This window comes from Polaromonas sp. CG_9.11, assembly GCF_015752225.1.
Lineage (GTDB): Bacteria > Pseudomonadota > Gammaproteobacteria > Burkholderiales > Burkholderiaceae_C > Polaromonas.
On the sequence record NZ_JADOVE010000014.1, the window covers coordinates 40474 to 56097 of the forward strand.

Below are 15624 nucleotides of genomic sequence, written 5' to 3' on the forward strand. Positions count from 1 at the left end.
GGAATTGTTTGATGCCTTCTCCATCGGCCATTTCTCCCGTTATGTCATCGTTTTCTCTGGTATTTTGGGCAATCCTATTTGCGTTCTCGTGGTTGCTGCCAGTTCACTTTCCACCATGGTCAACCTTTCCTGCGGACGCTTGGTCTGCAGTCTTGGGAAGTGTTGCGGCTTTGATTTTGTTATTCCGCAGCAGTTCTGCGTTGAATTGGCATGGCCTGCCGTGCTTGGCTGCCGGACTGATTTTTCTGCCATGGATTCAGTTCTTTTTTGGGTTACTTCCTTTTGCCGGTCAGGCATGGATATCGTCCGCTTATTTGCTGGGGTTTTTACTGGCCCTGCTCATTGGGGCCCGATGGGAGTTGGCCAGTCCGGCCCAGTTGGCCCATGGTTTGTTCATCGCCATTGGACTGGCTGCCATGGCTTCGGTCGGGTTGCAGCTCTACACCTGGCTGGGGTTATCCGAGAGTGGTGTCATGGGCATTTGGTCGCTGGGTCTCACGGGAAGTCGACCATACGCAAACCTGGGGCAACCCAATCTGTTGGCCACCTTATTGGTATGGGGGCTAATGGCCTGTCTTTGGGCCTACCTTCACAAGGCTGTGGGCAAATGGACAGCTATTTGTGGCGCTGCTTTCATTCTGCTTGGGATTGCACTGACTCAGTCGCGTGCGGGTTTTTTGGCCTTAAGCGTCATACTGGTGGCGGTATGGTTTTGGCGTGGGCTCTGGCCATCCAGGCAATTGCCTCGTGTTGCATCGGGGCTCTATTTATATGTTTTGATGATTCCGGCGTTGCTGCAATGGCTGAATTCTGCCTTGCTGCTAGAGCAATACGAGATTTATGTCCGGGTTCGGCAACAAGGTGAACTTCGCCTTGGTGCTTGGCGCATGTTTTTTCAAGCTGTCAGTGAGCGGCCCTGGTTTGGGTATGGTTGGACGGAGGTTAGCTCAGCCCAAATCGCTGTTGCGGACCGGTTTCCTAGTCAGAACGGAATTTTCCAGCTGTCTCACAACCTTTTTCTGGATATGGTGCTTTGGACCGGATTGCCGATAGGTTTTTTCGTTGCAGCGATTTTAATTCGTTGGCTTTGGTTGCGATTTCGCGCGGTTCGCCGGCCTGAAGAAGCGGCGCTATTTCTGCTGCTCGTTGCTGTTGGTATTCATGCCTTGGTTGAGTTTCCGCTTCAATACGCATATTTTTTGCTGCCGGTTGGTTTGGTCATGGGAATGTTAAATGTCCGTTTAGGCGCCAAAGTGGTGGCGACCTTGCCGCATTGGGTGCTGTCAGGCATTTGGCTGGCTGCTGTTGCAGTGCTGGGTGTGACCATTCGTGACTATGCTCGGGTGGACATTGGCTATGGCTTGCTACGGCTTGAGCAGTCCATTGTGGGACAAGGGCGAGGCCCCATGGGTGGACCGCCAGATGTTTGGGTGCTGACCCAGTTGAGAGAGTGGATCGTGATGGCGCGGTTCAGGGTGCGACCAAGCATGAGCCAAAAGGAGCTTGAGGAAATGGCAATCCTGACACGCTCCTATCCATCACTGAACCTGGCTTACCGCCTAGCGACTGCTTTCGCGCTGAATGGGCAGCCAGCGGAAGCACGTGTCTGGCTGAGCAAGATTTGTAATTTTACGGACGAGGTGCAATGTCTATTGGCGCAGCGTACCTGGGCGTTGGAGTCACTCAACGATCCCCGTATTGCATTTATCACGTGGCCGGCCGCTGATGCGGTTGAGAGGAAGGGCAATGCTAACGTTAGGTAGTTAAGGTAACTTTTGAAGTTACCAGTTCTTGGAATTGGAATTCAGATCAAAAACGAAAATCTACAAGCCACAAGCATTGAAAATATGGGGGTGTCCTGAGTCTGTAAATTTGCTGTGCTGACAACCTTTTGAAATCATATATTTCAAGCCAATGCTGAGTCAGACTTCCAATTCGACAAAACTTGAAGCGCATGATTTTCCAGCTTTGTGGCTACTCGCATTCCTGCTCCCCCCTTGGTTCAGCCCCTACACCGCCGGTCCCACGCCCAATGTCTGGCCGTGGCTGCTGTCGGCGTTGTGCGTGGTTTGTCTTTGGCTGTTCCGGCGTCGGCTCAATCCCGAGCTTGTGGCGACGGGATGGGTGCTGGCTGCCGTCATCAGCGCGCTGATCGGTCTGGTCCAGTACTTCGGCCTGGCGCCGGCCCTGAGCCCCTGGATCAACCAGCCGCAGGCGGGCGAGGCGTATGCCAACCTGCGCCAGCGCAACCAGTTCGCCACGTTGACGAGCATTGGCCTGGCCGCGTTGATCGGCTGGCTGGCGCTGCGGGAAGCGTCTGCAGGACGGCTCAAAACGCAGGGCGGGCTGATGCCGTGGCGGGCTTACCTGATTGCCTTGTTGCTGGCCCTGGGCAATGCCGCCAGCAGTTCCCGCACCGGCTTGCTGCAATGTGGGCTGATTGCCATGTTCACCGCTTGGTGGGCGCTGCCGGCGCGCAGGCACCTGCTGGTATTTGTCATGCAGGCCTTGCTGGCCTATGGAATCGCCGTGTTGATGCTGCCGTGGTTGCTGCAATGGACAACCGGCGTAGGGTAATCGGGCTCAGATTCTAATTAGCGCTTCAAATCGCGATAGAAATTTTCATGGGCACCGACCGCTTCCAGATACACCAGACGAACGCCTTCATCCAATGTGTACCCCAGTAAAAACAACTGTCCTGCGCTGCGAAACTTGAAAACACGCAAGGCCGCCAGATCGCCCTTCTTGCGTTCTCCGATTTCTGGATTCTGTGCGAGCGCCTCGACTGCCGCATCCACGTCACTGGCTGTGTTGTCATGCAACTTTTTATATTGACGCGCAAATCGCCGGGTTTGCTGAACTGCCCACGTCATGCACGACATCGAGGGACAAACGGCTGGGATTGGCTGCGCGCTTCGGCCATCGAAGCCAAGGACTCTGCCACAAAACTAACCGGCAGATCGGGGTTATCTAGGGCGGCACGCCCCACACGCGCCCAAAACTCGATTTGGCCTGCAATCGAGCGATGCTCCGCCGTCGCGTCTTGCTTGGCTTGCTCGTAAAGTTCTTGATTGATCCGTATTGAGGTGCTGCCTGACATTTCGAACTCCAGAAAAATTTACCACGATTGTAGTAAAACTAAGACGCCATGCTCTGGGCGTCAGAAAAGCGGCCTCGCTGTTCGGTTGCAGGCATTTGCCTTTGCTGGCAACGCTCAAAAAACAGGTGGCGGCTTTGGAGCGAAAGGTATACGTGCGGTTGGTACGTATAAGGAAACAGAAACCTGCGGAGTGGATTTGGTCAAATTCTGATTTGCTGTTATTTTTGCAGCATAAAAGCATAAAAGCATAAAAGCATAAAAGCATAAAAGCATAAAAGCATAAAAGCCAAGCGATAGAGGCCGAATTGGCACTCAGAGCCAAAGTTAAAAAAGCCATGGAAACTGAAAATTATCATGCTGTACGCCACGGCAAAGATCAAAGTTTTCTCGTGATCAGTTGACAATCCATCGGAATCATCCATTCCATTCCAAGCCCACGCCGAACCCATTCCCCTGTGCCGCAAACTTTTAAAGTCCGTGATTTTTCAGCTTGGTGGCTACTCGCATTCCTGCTCCCGCCCTGGCTCAGCCCCTACACCGCCGGTCCCACGCCCAATGTCTGGCCGTGGCTGCTGTCGGCGCTGTGCGTGGTTTGTCTTTGGCTGTTCCGGCGTCGGCTCAATCCCGAGCTTGTGGCGACGGGATGGGTGCTGGCTGCCGTCATCAGCGCGCTGATCGGTCTGGTCCAGTACTTCGGCCTGGCGCCGGCCCTGAGCCCCTGGATCAACCAGCCGCAGGCGGGCGAGGCGTATGCCAACCTGCGCCAGCGCAACCAGTTCGCCACGCTCACCAGCATCGGTTTGGTCGCGCTGATCGGTTGGCTGGCGCTGCGGGAAGCGTCTGCAGGACGGCTCAAAACGCAGGGCGGGCTGATGCCGTGGTGGGCTTACCTGATCGCCTTGTTGCTGGCCCTGGGCAATGCCGCCAGCAGTTCCCGCACCGGCTTGCTGCAATGGGGGCTGATTGCCCTGTTCACCGCTTGGTGGGCGCTGCCGGCGCGCAGGCACCTGCTGGTATTTGTCATGCAGGCCTTGCTGGCCTATGGAATCGCCGTGTTGATGCTGCCGTGGTTGCTGCAATGGGCGACCGGCGTGCAAAGCGGCGGATTGTTTGGCCGCCTGGTGGGGGACATACCGGCCTGCTCCAGCCGCAAGATTCTCTGGTCCAACGTGCTGACGTTGATTGTCCAAAAGCCCTGGCTGGGCTGGGGCTGGGGCGAACTGGACTATGCGCATTTCATCACCTTGTACGACGGTCCGCGCTTTTGCGAAATCCTGGACAACGCGCACAACCTGCCGCTGCATCTCGCGGTGGAACTGGGCGTTCCAGCGGCCGTGGCGATTTGCGGTGCGCTGGGCTGGCTGACGTGGCGCGCCCGGCCGTGGCAAGAGAAAGATGCGCTGCGCCAGATGGCCTGGGCCGTGCTGGCCGTCATCGGCTTGCACAGCCTGCTCGAATATCCATTGTGGTACGGGCCGTTCCAGATTGCCGCCGGGTTGGCGGTCTGGCTGCTGTGTGCGCCGCGCGAGGCAACGCCCGGCTTGAGCCGGGGATTTCCCTCGAAATTCAAGCAAAATATCCTTCTGGCGCAATACGCGCTTGGACTTATAGCTATCATTATGATAGTACCTCTGGCCGGCGTGGCTGTCAGCTACTACCGGGTCAGCCAGATTTACCTGCCGCCTGACCAGCGCAGCGCCGCCTACCGCGACGGTACGCTGGCCAAGGTGCAGGACAGCTGGGTGTTTCGCGAGCAGGCGCGCTTCGCCTACCTGAGCATCACGCCGCTCACGCCTGGGAATGCCGCCGCCCTGCATGCCATGGCGATTGAATTGCTCCACTACTCGCCCGAGCCGCGCGTGGTTGAAAAGTTGGTTGAAAGCGCGGTGATGCTGGGGCGCAATGACGAGGCGCTGTATTACCTGGCACGCTACCGGGGGTCTTTTCCGATGGAGCATGCGCGCTGGGTTCGAAAAAACGCGGCTCCGCTGGAACCCGGCACGCAAGGCCGGCCCCAAGCTTTTTTAACTCGGGAACAAGCCCTTGTGCCGGTTCACGCAGGGGAACGGCGAGCGGTTTGATGCGGGTCGGGCGATGGCCATGGCCATGGCCATGGCAACCAAGGTAAGCACAGCGGCATGCCTCAAGCGCGTCGGATGCATGTAAATTGTTGCATGACAAAAATGGCAACTTTTGCATCAAAGTGTGAGTTCTGCATTTCCTGACTTCTGAGCCGCGCTATGGTGCGGGCATGACTATTGATAAGCGTCAGGGGGCAGTTTTTGCGTCGGGGGTGTTGCTTGGTGCTGCGGCTGTCGCCGGGGCCTGGAAAAAACGTGCTCCTGTTTCATCGCAAGCGCCTGAAGACCCTAACACCCGCATTCCCTTGCTTCAGCCTGAGCTGGTAAAGACGGAAACAAGCGCCAGGCCTCCTCGATTTGCGGCCGAGCTTCCGAAGGAAAATGTATCGCCGTTGCAGGTGGCAGCGCGCGAGACGGTTAGCCGTTCAACAAACGAAAACGGTCCGACAAACGAACGGCTTGCGCCACGCCAGTCTGCGCATGCGCTGCCGAAAGCCGATGTTCCGCCGCTGCAGTCTGCTGCGCCAACGCCGCGGCAACTCAAGGTTTTCATCTTGGGCAGCATAGTGGCCGCCGCGGCCATTGCCGGCACATGGCTGTTGCTGGACCCGCTGGGGTTACCCATGCCCGGCCAACCGCTAACAAGGGCGTCTGCTTCGGCGCCGCAGGCTTCGGGACAGGTGGCGAGTTGTCCCTTGGTGCCGGCAACGGCCGTGGCGGGCAGCCAGGACGGGCGGTTTCCCTTCCAGCCCGACGTGCCCGGCCTGACGGCGACCGACATGGCGTCGTTCATCGTGATGGGCAAGGATGCCGCTGCGTCAAGCCGCCCGCGCGACGCCGAGGTGGCCTTTCTGATGTCGTGCCGCCTGGCCGACAAGCTCAAGGGCGCGAATTCGGTCGAGTCGGCCGATGGCAAATATTTGCTGGGCGGGCACTATGCCCAGCAGGCGCTCGGCGCAGGTTCTGCCCAAGATGCCAGCCGGCAGGAACTGCTCAGGCGTTCGGAGTTCCTGTACCTGGACAGCCTGCGCATTTATTCAGCCGCCTATGGTCAGGCCGATGAGCGGTCGCGGTCTGCGGCCGACGGGCTGGCGGCGGTGCGCCAGACACTGGCGCAGGCGCCGACAGCACAGCCCGCGCACGTTCCTGAGAAGACCCCTCAAGCCACGTCGATGGCCAGCCCGGCGCTGCAAAGCGCTTCGGCGTCCCCGCCGGCGCCTCTGGCCCGCCCGCCGGTCCGCAGGGTCGAGGTTGCCAAAGCGGCGTTGCCCGCATCCGCAGAGCCGCAGGCTGAACGCCCCGGAATGCGTTCCGATGCCAGTTTTGATTGCAGCCGGGCGCGCTCGGTTTCCGAAAAGATGATTTGCTCGGACGCCGAGCTTTTTCAGCTCAACCATGAAGTCGGCCGGGTCTACGCGCGCGCAAAAAATGCCACCGCCGACCGCGCAGCCTTCCAGCGACAGAATGATCTGGAAGCGGGCAGGCGCGAGTCGATTTGCCGGGATCGCGGCTGTCTGCTGCGCTGGTATGCCTACCGGCGTGACCAGCTGATGAACGAAATCGAAGGGCGCACGCTGTCGCGCCCCATGGCCTGGCGCTAAGGCAAATTCATATGACAATGCCCGCCGTGCAGGCCTAGGGTCGATGGCGTCGAAAGATCAACAACAAAAGGGAGGACGAGATGAAAAAACTGATGACCGTGGCCGGGCTGGCGGCCTTTTTCCTGTCGGGCTGCGCAGCGCCCGACTTTTCTGCTTCGAGCCCAGATGCCACAGCGGCTCCGGCCCCCGTCAATCTGTCGCTGGAAGGTCAGTCCCGGGTGATTCGCTCAAAGATTGTCGCGCTCAAGAAAGAGGTCATGGTGTTTGAGGTGATGCTGACCGATGTGGAGCGAAGGGCGGCCATGTCCCAGATTTCGCTGTCGAGCTTCCCGAACACCGAGGTCGTCCAGGGCGCCAGCGTGGCGCCTGAACCGGCATCTGCCCGCAGCGATGCCGACCGGCTTTCCGTCACGGTCAGGCCCGCGCCTGCAGCCAAGCCGGCCGAGAACAGGAACGGCAAGGTGCCGCAGAAATAAGAAGGAAGACGGCGTTTCGGCCATTGAATCAGCTGGTGCTGGACAAACGCCGGACATCCGGCGAAAACTGGCTGGGGAAAGGCAGGCGCCGCTGCCGCATTGGCCAGTCAAGCGCGCTTGCCTGGCCCGTCAAGCCATAGCCATCAACCGCTTACAAAACTCCCCGACTTGCCGCCATGCTTTTCCAGCAGCTTCACGTCGGTGATGGTCATGCCCCGGTCTGCCGCCTTGCACATGTCGTAGATCGTCAGCAGGGCGACAGTGACGGCGCTCAGCGCTTCCATCTCGACGCCGGTGGGGCCGACGGTTTCCACCGTGGCGGTGCAGGTCACGCTGCCGGTGTCGTCGCCGTCTTCCGGGGCCGTCACGAATTCAAGCGCAACGCGGGTCAGCGCCAGTGGGTGGCACAGCGGAATCAGGTCGCTGGTTTTCTTGGCGGCCATGATGCCGGCGATGCGGGCAATGCCCAGCACGTCGCCTTTTTTGGCGGAGCCGGACATGATCAGCGCCAGAGTGGCGGGCTTCATGGCAATGCGGCCCTGCGCGACCGCGATGCGGTGCGTGGCCGCCTTGGCCGCGACATCGACCATGTGGGCCTGGCCCCGGGCGTCGAAATGGGTGAGGGGGGAAGAGGGCGTCGTCATGCTGATACAGAACCTTTACAACTATGCCGCATCATAAGAGGCTTGCTGGCGTTTTTCTTCCAGCCCCAAAGGTGACTGCCCTTGACTTCATTGACCTGCTCCGATATTTTCAAGCCTGAACGTGCTTTAGCGCATGTCTGGCGGGCGTTGGCAGCTATGGTCCTGATAGCGGCCGCCACGGCGTCGCCGGCCCAGGCGCCAGGCGGCGGAACCTTGTTGACTGCGCCCGGCGCCCGTTCGCTGCCGACGCTGGGCGACAACTCCGATCTGTCGCCGGCTGCCGAACGCCGCATCGGCGACCGCATCGCGGCCAGCATCTACCGCGACCCTGACCTGGTCGAGGACCCGGTGCTGGCCGGTTACCTGCAGGGCATCTGGCAGCCCCTGATGGCGGCGGCCCGCGCGCGCGGCGAATTGTCGGCCGAACTGGACGAGCGTTTTGCCTGGGAGCTGTTCATGTTCCGCGATCGCAGCATCAATGCCTTTGCGCTGCCCGGTGGCTACTTCGGCGTGCACCTGGGCCTGATCAGCAGCGTCAGCAATGCCGACGAGCTGGCCGCCGTGCTGGCGCACGAGATGAGCCATGTCACGCAGCGGCATATCTCGCGCCTGATGACGCAGCAGTCGCGGCAGGCGCCGTGGATGATTGCCGCCATGGTGCTCGGCGCGCTGGCGGCCAGCCGGCATCCCGATGCCGGCACGGCCGCGATGGTTGGCGGGCAGGCGATCCTGGCGCAGGGCCAGCTGAATTTTTCACGCGACATGGAGCGCGAGGCCGACCGCGTCGGCTTTGGCGTGATGGAGGACGCCGGTTATGCCAGCCGGGGCATCTCGGGCATGTTCGAAAAACTGCAGCAGGCCAACCGGCTCAACGACAACGGCTCGTTTCCCTATTTGCGCTCGCACCCGCTGACCACCGAGCGGATTGCCGAGGCGCAGGCCCGCGTGCAGCTGGCGGCGGCGGTCGCGTCGCCAGCCGGGCAGCAGGCGGCTGCCGAACGGACGCAGCGCCTGCACGCGATGATGGCTGTCCGTGCCCGCATTCTGGCCGTACCCGGCGTGGACGTGCTGCGCACCCTGGTGGCCGAGGCACAGCGCAGGGCGGCGGCCTTGCCCGCGCCATTGGCTGTGTCGGCGGCATCGGCAACCAGTTCCCGCGATGCCGGCACGCTCTATGGTGGCGCCTTTGCCGCGGCGCAACTGCGTGATTTCGCGGCGGCGCGCAGCCTGCTGGAGCGGCTTGCTGGTGTTGTGGGCGGCCAGGACGCGGCGGGCAAGGCCGTGCAGCTGCTGGCCGTCGAGGTGGACCTGCTGGAAGGCAAGGTGCCGGCTGCGGCCGCCACTGCCGATCTCGGCAAGGCCGGCTCGCGGGCCGAACTGCTGCTGATGTCGAAAGCGTTGATGGCGGCACAACGCGCGCCCGACGTGTCGCAGGCGCTGCAGACTTGGGTGGCCGTGCATCCGCGCGATGCCATGGCCTGGCAACTGCTGGCCGTGGCCTACGGCCAGCAGAACCAGCCGGTGCGCGCCATCCGGGCCGATGCCGAAAGCCGCGCCGCCCAGCTGGACTACGGCGCCGCGCTGGACCGCTTCAAGGCGGCGCAGGGGCTGATGCGCAGCCAGCCGGGCCGTGCCGATTATGTCGAGGCATCGATCATCGACACCCGGACGCGGCAGACCGAGTCAATCCTTAAGGAACAGGCGCTCCAGGAGAAAATCGATCGCTAGCTGCAGCACTGAATAAATCAGCGAGCCCAGCAACGCCGCGCCGAAGCCGTTGACGTTCAGGCCGCTGACCAGGCTGGCGGCGGCCCAGAACATCAGGGCATTCACGACAAACAGGAACAGCCCCAGCGTCAGCACCGTCACCGGCAGCGTGAGCAGCACCAGCAGCGGGCGGACCACCATGTTCAGCGCACCGAGCACCGCCGCCGCAATCAGCGCGCCGGTGAAGCTGGTCACCGTCACGCCGGAATACAGGTAGGCCACGGCCAGCAGGGCGGCGGCGCTCAAGAGCCATTTGAGGATGAGTTTCATGCCTTCAAGGATAGCACCTGGGTTACTGCACCACCTGCGCCGCAGGACGGCAAGCGCCTGCGAAAATCCGCAGGGACCGTGTGGAATTTCCAAAACACCGATACTTTTTGTCACCTGAAAGGGGAGTAGCGACCTTGCGGCCTGTCGGCGGCAAGCGCTTGTGTTTCGTCAATACGTTGCCGCTCAAAACGGCAGCCGGAGCACATAAAAGAGCCGTGCGGCTCTTTCCCGCAAGACCTTTTGGGACGCACCCGCGTCTTTCATTTTTAAAAAGGTCTTGTCATGCAAACCATTGCGCCCCTGTGGCTGTGGGCCGCCTTCATCGGCATTGTTCTCGCGTCGCTGTTCGTTGATTTTGTGGTCTTGAAAAAACAGGGCGCCCATGACATCGGCGTCAGGGAAGCGCTCAACTGGTCGCTGGTCTGGGTTGCCCTGAGCTTCATGTTCAATGGCCTGTTCTGGTGGGCGGTGAAAGACAGCACCGGCTCCAGCGAGATCGCCAACACCAAGTCGCTGGAATTTTTGACCGGCTACCTGATCGAAAAATCGCTGGCGGTGGACAACATCTTTGTCTTCCTGATGATCTTCACCTACTTCGCGGTGCCGTCGCACTACCAGAAGCGGGTGCTGATGATCGGCATCATCGGCGCCATCGTGCTGCGCACCATCATGATCCTGGTCGGCGGCTGGCTGCTGGCACAGTTTCACTGGATCCTCTACATTTTTGGCGCCTTCCTGATTCTCACCGGGATCAAGATGTGGTGGGCCGCCGGCAAGGAGCCGGCGCTGGACGACAATCCGGCGCTCAAGCTGCTGCGCCGCATTTTGCCGGTCAGCCAGCATTACGACGGCGAGAAGTTCTGGACCGTCGAGAACGGCAAGAAAATTGCCACGCCGCTGTTCATGGTGATCTGCCTGGTGGCGCTGACCGACGTGATTTTTGCGGTGGACTCGATCCCGGCGATTTTTGCCATCACCAGCGACCCGTTCATCGTGCTGACCAGCAACGTGTTCGCCATTCTGGGCTTGCGCGCCATGTACTTCCTGCTGGCTGCCGTGGCCAACAAGTTCCATTTGTTGAACTACGGCCTGGCGGTGATCCTGGTGTTCATTGGCACCAAGATGTGCCTGATCGACATTTACAAGATTCCGGTGATGGTGTCCCTGGGCGTGGTGGTTGGCGTGCTCGCCCTGACCATGCTGCTCAGCGTGCGTTCGGCGTCGGCTGACGTGCCGCGCGGATAAGCCCGGCAGAGAAGCCCCAGCCGGCAGGGGCCAATGAGCGCGGCCGGGCCGGGATGGCTATGATTCGCTTCCCATGCCCTGCATCCACATCATCGACCTTGAAGCCGCCATCAATTACTGGCGCCAGCGCAACCCTTCGGCCGACGGCGTCAACCTGTCGCCCGAGGTGCGCGCCCTCGCCGGCATTTATGCACACATGGCGCTGGGGCACCAGGACAGCGCTGACGAGGCGGATTTTTCACCCGAGGCGCTGCACGCCTGGCATGCCTGGTACGACACCACCGCCGACACGCCGTGCATTGCCATTTGTTCTACCAGCCAGGGCGACGAAGAATGCAAGGGTTGCGGCCGCACCTTCGGCGAAGTGCAGCACTGGCTGTCGATGAGCCCGGTTGAAAAACGCATCACCTGGCGGCGCATCACCCGGCAGGCGACGGCCTGGCGCTTTGGCCGCTACGCCGACCGGGCGCTGGAAAAAAAGTAGCACGGCATTGGCCTGATTTTCAAGCCAAAAATGACTTTTGCGCACGGCCTTCATGCGTAGGCAGCTATCAATTCAGGAGTTTTAAGATTCCGGCAGTTACACTGCCCGCATGCTTCGCCTGACCCGTGCCCCGAACATTGCCATTGCCGCGCTGTGGACCGACGCGCTGCAGCAGGCCGGCTATTCGGCCAGCGTGCAACGCTATTTCCTGGGCAGCGTGGCTGGCGAATTGCCGCCGGACCAGTGCCAGCCGGAAATCTGGCTGACCCACGACCATGAAGAGGCGGGCGCCCGCGCCTTGCTCGACGCGCTGCAGAACATGCCGCAGCGGCGCTGGCTGTGCCGTTGCGGAGAGACGGTTGAAGGCGGCTTCGAGCAGTGCTGGCAGTGCGGCGCCGCCATGCCGGCGGGCCTGTCCTGAACGCAGCGCCGGGTCAGTCCAAGCGATGCAGGCAGCGCAGCAGGCGAAGCGACAAGCGTGGGGGCTTTATCAGACGCGGCGGGCCAGTTCGGCCGCCATGCCGACATAGCTGCCGGGCGTCATCGCCAGCAGGCGCTGTTTTCCGGCTTCCGGAATGTCCAGGGAGCGGATCAGGCCGTGCAGGTCTTCCGGCCTGACGGTTTTGCCGCGTGTGACTTCCTTGAGCTTTTCGTAGGCGCCCGCCACGGCATAGCGGCGCATGACTGTCTGGATCGGCTCGGCCAGCACTTCCCAGGCGCCATCCAGGTCGGCGGCCAGGTTTTCCTCGTTGAGCTCCAGCTTGTTCAGGCCGATGCACAGCGAGTGGTAGGCCAGCACGGCGTAACCCAGCGCCACGCCCATGTTGCGCAGTACGGTCGAGTCGGTCAGGTCGCGCTGCCAGCGGCTGATGGGCAGCTTGTCGCTCATGTGGCGCAGCAGCGCGTTGGACAGGCCCAGGTTGCCCTCGGCGTTTTCAAAGTCGATCGGGTTGACCTTGTGCGGCATGGTCGAGGAACCGATTTCGCCTTCCTTCAGGCGCTGCTTGAAGTAGCCGACGCTGACATAGCCCCAGATGTCGCGCGCCATGTCGATCAGGATCGTGTTGGTGCGGGCCACCGCGTCGAACAGTTCGGCCATGTAGTCGTGCGGCTCGATCTGGATGCTGTAGGGCTGGAAGGTCAGGCCCAGGCCCAGTGGCTCGGGGGTTTCAATGACGTGGCGGCTGAAGGCCTCCCAGTCAAAGTCGGGCCAGGCGGCCAGGTGGGCGTTGTAGTTGCCCACGGCGCCGTTCATTTTGGCCATCAGCTTGATGCCGGCGATCTTTTCGCGCGTGTTGACCAGGCGCACGACGACGTTGGCGAGTTCCTTGCCGACGGTGGTCGGGCTGGCGGTCTGGCCGTGGGTGCGGCTGAGCATCGGCACGTCGGCATGCGCATGGGCCATCTGGCGCAGCTTGTCGATGACCTTGTCGAGCGCCGGCAACACCACCTGTTCGCGGCTGCTTTTCAGTTGCAGCGCCTGGCTGGTGTTGTTGATGTCTTCGCTGGTGCAGGCGAAATGCACGAATTCGCTGGCGGCCTGCAGTTCTGGCCGGGCCTCAAACTTGGACTTGATCCAGTATTCGACCGCTTTCACGTCATGGTTGGTGGTTTTTTCAATCACCTTGATGGCCAGCGCGTCGGCTTCGCTGAAGTTCTTCACCAGGCCGAGCAGGTAGGTCCGTGCACCCGGGCTCAAGGGCTTGAATTCGGCGAACCTGGCGTCGGACAGCGCGATGAACCAGGCAATTTCCACCTGGACCCGGCGGTGCATATAGCCTTGCTCGGACATCAGGGGGCGTAAGGTGGCAAGTTTGGCGACGTATCGGCCGTCCAGCGGCGACAGTGCGTTGATGGGTGAAAAGCTCATGGGCGCGATTGTAGGCCGCAGTGGTGAAAATACCGGCCCTGTTGCGTTGCAGCAAAATTTAATGCCAGCACATCGCTGTCCTTCAAGGCCCGCCCTGACTCGATAGAATGCTGGTTTCCCCGGCCACGACAAGAACACAGCACATCATGAAACTCATCGGATCCGCCACCAGTCCCTATGTCCGCAAGGTGCGCATCGTCATGGCCGAGAAAAAGCTCGATTACCAGTTTGTGCTGGAAGACGTCTGGGCGGCAACCACCGCCATGAGCCTGTCCAATCCGCTGGGCAAGGTGCCGTGCCTGATCATGGAGGCCGGCGAGGCGATTTTCGATTCGCGCGTGATCGTCGAATACCTGGACACGCTCTCGCCGGTGGGCAAGCTGATTCCCGCGCAGGGCCGCGAGCGTGCCGAAGTCAAGACCTGGGAAGCGCTGGCCGATGGCGTCATGGACGCCGCGCTGCTGGCCCGTCTGGAAGCCACCTGGTCCGGCCGCAGCGCCGAACAGCGCTGCGACGCCTGGATCGCACGACAGATGGGGAAAATCGACACCGCGCTGCACGCCATGAGCAAAGGCCTGGGTGACAAGGCCTACTGCAGCGGCGTTCATTTCAGCCTGTCCGATGTGGCGGTGGGTTCGGTGCTGGGCTACCTGGATTTTCGGTTTCCTGAAGTGCAGTGGCGCGACACCCATCCGCAGCTTGCCAGGCTGTATGACAAGCTGGCCCTGCGGCCGAGTTTCGTGGAAACGCAGGCCGGCTGAATTGCCTGGACTTACTGCCGCGCGCGCTGCTTGAGCCAGCGCATCAACCGCCCGACCAGCGGCAGCTTTTCATACAGCTCCTCGGCCGCGTCCCAGTAGTCGCGGTGAAAATCCAGCAGCCCGGCGGCATTGAACTTCAGGTGCGAGCCGCCGCGCACGGTCTGCAGCGTCCGGGTGTCAAAGCGCTTGAAGTGGAAAACAAAATTCCAGGTCAGGAAGCATTCACCACCATCAACGATGCAGCCGGTCACCACGAAATGCGGCTCCTCCAGCGACCCGTACATGTGGTCAAACACCTGCCGGATGGCGGGCACGCCGCGCACCTCGTTGAACGGGTCCTTGAAATACGCTCCGGGCGCGTACACCGCCTCCAGCCGGTCCAGGCTGGCCGGGCTCAGGCTTTGAAAAAAATCAACGACGCGCGTGGCGGCTTCGCGCATCGGCGGGGCCTGTTCTTGTGCCAGGGGGGCGTTCATGGCGGGGGCTTCATCGCGAGGTGATCTTGCGAACGGCCGCGAAACGCGCCCCGTAGGGCAGCAGGCGCAGGGCCTTCATCCAGCGGGTGAAGCGCTTGGGAAAGTGAATTTCAAACTCGCCCTTGCGCCAGCCCTGCAGGATTTCCTGCGCTGCCTGTTCGGGCGTGATCAGCGCGGGCATGCTGAACTGGTTTTGCGCCGTCAGCGGCGTCTCGACAAAACCCGGACACACCAGGCTGACGCCAATGCCGCTGTCCTTCAGGTCAAGGTACAGCGTTTCAGCCAGGTTGATCAGCGCCGCCTTGGTCGGCCCGTAGGCCAGGCTCTGGGGCAGGCCGGTGTAGCCCGCCACGCTGCTGATCAGGCTGAGGTGGCCGGACCGTTGCGCCAGCAGGGCCGGCAGCACCGCATCCAGCAGGTAGAGCGCGCCGCAGTAGTTGACCTCGTTGTGCCTGAGCATCTCGGCCAGGTCAAAGCCGGTGGCGCGCAGTTCCTTGTAATAGCCGGCGCAGTACATCACCAGGTCGAGCGGGCCGGTGGCCAACAGGGTGCGCGCCGCTTCCTTCAGCGCCAGCCGGTCGGTGACATCAAGCGCCAGCGCCACGGCGCCCGGATGGCTTTGCACAAAGCCGGCCAGCGCACCGGCATTGCGCGCCGAAACGAACACGTTTGCACCCTGTGCATGCAGCGCATGCGCCGTGGCCTGGCCGATGCCGCTGGAGGCGCCAACCAGCCAGACGGTTTTGCCGCGCCAGTCGGCCAGCTGAGGATTGAAGGACATCGTTCGGGTTTTCTGGTTGTTATGAATTTGATAGCTGCTTTTGCCCGTCCTGCTTGCGCAAACGGCCT

Annotated in this window: 17 protein-coding genes; 10 read left to right on the forward strand and 7 right to left on the reverse strand. The window is 61.4% G+C overall.

Annotated elements, in window-relative coordinates; all coding sequences use genetic code 11:
• Nucleotides 1–11: 11 nt before the first annotated feature.
• Nucleotides 12–1763, forward strand: coding sequence for a PglL family O-oligosaccharyltransferase (locus IWX85_RS12630; protein ID WP_196869974.1), 1752 nt, complete (start codon nucleotides 12–14; stop codon nucleotides 1761–1763).
• Between the two features lie 151 nt (nucleotides 1764–1914).
• Nucleotides 1915–2577, forward strand: a complete 663-nt coding sequence (locus IWX85_RS12635; protein ID WP_196869975.1) for a pilin glycosylation ligase domain-containing protein — start codon at nucleotides 1915–1917, stop codon at nucleotides 2575–2577.
• A gap of 17 nt (nucleotides 2578–2594) precedes the next feature.
• Here the strand turns inward: IWX85_RS12635 and IWX85_RS12640 are convergent, their stop codons facing one another.
• A complete protein-coding gene (locus IWX85_RS12640) occupies nucleotides 2595–2873 on the reverse strand; it encodes a type II toxin-antitoxin system RelE/ParE family toxin (protein ID WP_196869976.1) in 279 nt (92 codons plus the stop codon).
• Nucleotides 2870–3100, reverse strand: a complete 231-nt coding sequence (locus tag IWX85_RS12645; protein WP_036807919.1) for a ParD-like family protein — start codon at nucleotides 3098–3100, stop codon at nucleotides 2870–2872. Before IWX85_RS12645 ends, IWX85_RS12640 begins: the two co-directional genes overlap by 4 nt.
• A gap of 455 nt (nucleotides 3101–3555) precedes the next feature.
• Between IWX85_RS12645 and IWX85_RS12650 the strand changes: the two genes are divergently transcribed.
• The 3 genes from IWX85_RS12650 (at nucleotide 3556) to IWX85_RS12660 (ending at nucleotide 7258) form a co-directional block, all read left to right on the forward strand.
• Nucleotides 3556–5181: a Wzy polymerase domain-containing protein gene (locus tag IWX85_RS12650; RefSeq protein WP_196869977.1), complete on the forward strand. Its 1626-nt coding sequence runs from the start codon at nucleotides 3556–3558 to the stop codon at nucleotides 5179–5181.
• 554 nt (nucleotides 5182–5735) lie between these two features.
• A complete protein-coding gene (locus IWX85_RS12655) occupies nucleotides 5736–6782 on the forward strand; it encodes a hypothetical protein (protein ID WP_231379738.1) in 1047 nt (348 codons plus the stop codon).
• Between the two features lie 80 nt (nucleotides 6783–6862).
• On the forward strand, nucleotides 6863–7258 hold the full coding sequence (locus IWX85_RS12660) for a hypothetical protein (protein WP_196869978.1): 396 nt from the start codon (nucleotides 6863–6865) through the stop codon (nucleotides 7256–7258).
• Between the two features lie 143 nt (nucleotides 7259–7401).
• Here the strand turns inward: IWX85_RS12660 and moaC are convergent, their stop codons facing one another.
• On the reverse strand, nucleotides 7402–7902 hold the full coding sequence (moaC, locus tag IWX85_RS12665; RefSeq protein WP_036807927.1) for a cyclic pyranopterin monophosphate synthase MoaC: 501 nt from the start codon (nucleotides 7900–7902) through the stop codon (nucleotides 7402–7404).
• A gap of 156 nt (nucleotides 7903–8058) precedes the next feature.
• Between moaC and IWX85_RS12670 the strand changes: the two genes are divergently transcribed.
• The gene (locus IWX85_RS12670) at nucleotides 8059–9630 is read left to right on the forward strand and encodes a M48 family metalloprotease (RefSeq protein ID WP_196870023.1); all 1572 of its coding nucleotides are present in this window, start codon (nucleotides 8059–8061) and stop codon (nucleotides 9628–9630) included.
• On the opposite strand, the gene IWX85_RS12675 is transcribed toward IWX85_RS12670, so the two are convergent.
• Complete coding sequence (locus tag IWX85_RS12675) at nucleotides 9586–9939, reverse strand: phage holin family protein (protein ID WP_036807932.1); 354 nt, start codon at nucleotides 9937–9939, stop codon at nucleotides 9586–9588. The genes IWX85_RS12670 and IWX85_RS12675 overlap by 45 nt on opposite strands.
• Nucleotides 9940–10221: 282 nt before the next feature.
• Here IWX85_RS12675 and IWX85_RS12680 point away from each other — a divergent pair, with 282 nt between their 5' ends.
• The 3 genes from IWX85_RS12680 to IWX85_RS12690 all read left to right on the forward strand — a co-directional run bounded on the left by IWX85_RS12680 (nucleotide 10222) and on the right by IWX85_RS12690 (nucleotide 12089).
• Nucleotides 10222–11184 (forward strand): TerC family protein, encoded by a 963-nt coding sequence (locus IWX85_RS12680; RefSeq protein WP_196869979.1) that lies wholly within the window; start codon nucleotides 10222–10224, stop codon nucleotides 11182–11184.
• A 73-nt stretch (nucleotides 11185–11257) separates the two neighbouring features.
• The gene (locus tag IWX85_RS12685; RefSeq protein ID WP_036807937.1) at nucleotides 11258–11668 is read left to right on the forward strand and encodes a DUF3717 domain-containing protein; all 411 of its coding nucleotides are present in this window, start codon (nucleotides 11258–11260) and stop codon (nucleotides 11666–11668) included.
• A gap of 109 nt (nucleotides 11669–11777) precedes the next feature.
• Nucleotides 11778–12089, forward strand: coding sequence for a hypothetical protein (locus tag IWX85_RS12690; protein WP_036807939.1), 312 nt, complete (start codon nucleotides 11778–11780; stop codon nucleotides 12087–12089).
• Between the two features lie 69 nt (nucleotides 12090–12158).
• Here IWX85_RS12690 and purB read toward each other — a convergent pair whose 3' ends face one another.
• Nucleotides 12159–13538, reverse strand: a complete 1380-nt coding sequence (purB, locus tag IWX85_RS12695; protein WP_196869980.1) for an adenylosuccinate lyase — start codon at nucleotides 13536–13538, stop codon at nucleotides 12159–12161.
• Between the two features lie 146 nt (nucleotides 13539–13684).
• Between purB and IWX85_RS12700 the strand changes: the two genes are divergently transcribed.
• The gene (locus IWX85_RS12700) at nucleotides 13685–14299 is read left to right on the forward strand and encodes a glutathione S-transferase N-terminal domain-containing protein (RefSeq protein ID WP_036807945.1); all 615 of its coding nucleotides are present in this window, start codon (nucleotides 13685–13687) and stop codon (nucleotides 14297–14299) included.
• A gap of 11 nt (nucleotides 14300–14310) precedes the next feature.
• On the opposite strand, the gene IWX85_RS12705 is transcribed toward IWX85_RS12700, so the two are convergent.
• The gene (locus IWX85_RS12705; protein ID WP_231379740.1) at nucleotides 14311–14775 is read right to left on the reverse strand and encodes a nuclear transport factor 2 family protein; all 465 of its coding nucleotides are present in this window, start codon (nucleotides 14773–14775) and stop codon (nucleotides 14311–14313) included.
• Nucleotides 14776–14785: 10 nt separating this feature from the next.
• The gene (locus IWX85_RS12710; protein ID WP_196869981.1) at nucleotides 14786–15556 is read right to left on the reverse strand and encodes an SDR family oxidoreductase; all 771 of its coding nucleotides are present in this window, start codon (nucleotides 15554–15556) and stop codon (nucleotides 14786–14788) included.
• Nucleotides 15557–15624 lie beyond the last annotated feature (68 nt).

Coding starts and splice junctions, on each gene's coding strand:
- IWX85_RS12635 (WP_196869975.1), top strand. CDS start 1,915: ATGCTGAGTCAGACTTCCAATTCGACAAAACTTGAAGCGCATGATTTT.
- moaC (WP_036807927.1), bottom strand. CDS start 7,902: ATGACGACGCCCTCTTCCCCCCTCACCCATTTCGACGCCCGGGGCCAG.
- IWX85_RS12685 (WP_036807937.1), top strand. CDS start 11,258: ATGCCCTGCATCCACATCATCGACCTTGAAGCCGCCATCAATTACTGG.
- IWX85_RS12705 (WP_231379740.1), bottom strand. CDS start 14,775: ATGAACGCCCCCCTGGCACAAGAACAGGCCCCGCCGATGCGCGAAGCC.
- IWX85_RS12670 (WP_196870023.1), top strand. CDS start 8,059: ATGGTCCTGATAGCGGCCGCCACGGCGTCGCCGGCCCAGGCGCCAGGC.
- IWX85_RS12680 (WP_196869979.1), top strand. CDS start 10,222: ATGCAAACCATTGCGCCCCTGTGGCTGTGGGCCGCCTTCATCGGCATT.
- IWX85_RS12645 (WP_036807919.1), bottom strand. CDS start 3,100: ATGTCAGGCAGCACCTCAATACGGATCAATCAAGAACTTTACGAGCAA.
- purB (WP_196869980.1), bottom strand. CDS start 13,538: ATGAGCTTTTCACCCATCAACGCACTGTCGCCGCTGGACGGCCGATAC.
- IWX85_RS12675 (WP_036807932.1), bottom strand. CDS start 9,939: ATGAAACTCATCCTCAAATGGCTCTTGAGCGCCGCCGCCCTGCTGGCC.
- IWX85_RS12690 (WP_036807939.1), top strand. CDS start 11,778: ATGCTTCGCCTGACCCGTGCCCCGAACATTGCCATTGCCGCGCTGTGG.
- IWX85_RS12640 (WP_196869976.1), bottom strand. CDS start 2,873: ATGACGTGGGCAGTTCAGCAAACCCGGCGATTTGCGCGTCAATATAAA.
- IWX85_RS12630 (WP_196869974.1), top strand. CDS start 12: ATGCCTTCTCCATCGGCCATTTCTCCCGTTATGTCATCGTTTTCTCTG.
- IWX85_RS12700 (WP_036807945.1), top strand. CDS start 13,685: ATGAAACTCATCGGATCCGCCACCAGTCCCTATGTCCGCAAGGTGCGC.
- IWX85_RS12660 (WP_196869978.1), top strand. CDS start 6,863: ATGAAAAAACTGATGACCGTGGCCGGGCTGGCGGCCTTTTTCCTGTCG.
- IWX85_RS12710 (WP_196869981.1), bottom strand. CDS start 15,556: ATGTCCTTCAATCCTCAGCTGGCCGACTGGCGCGGCAAAACCGTCTGG.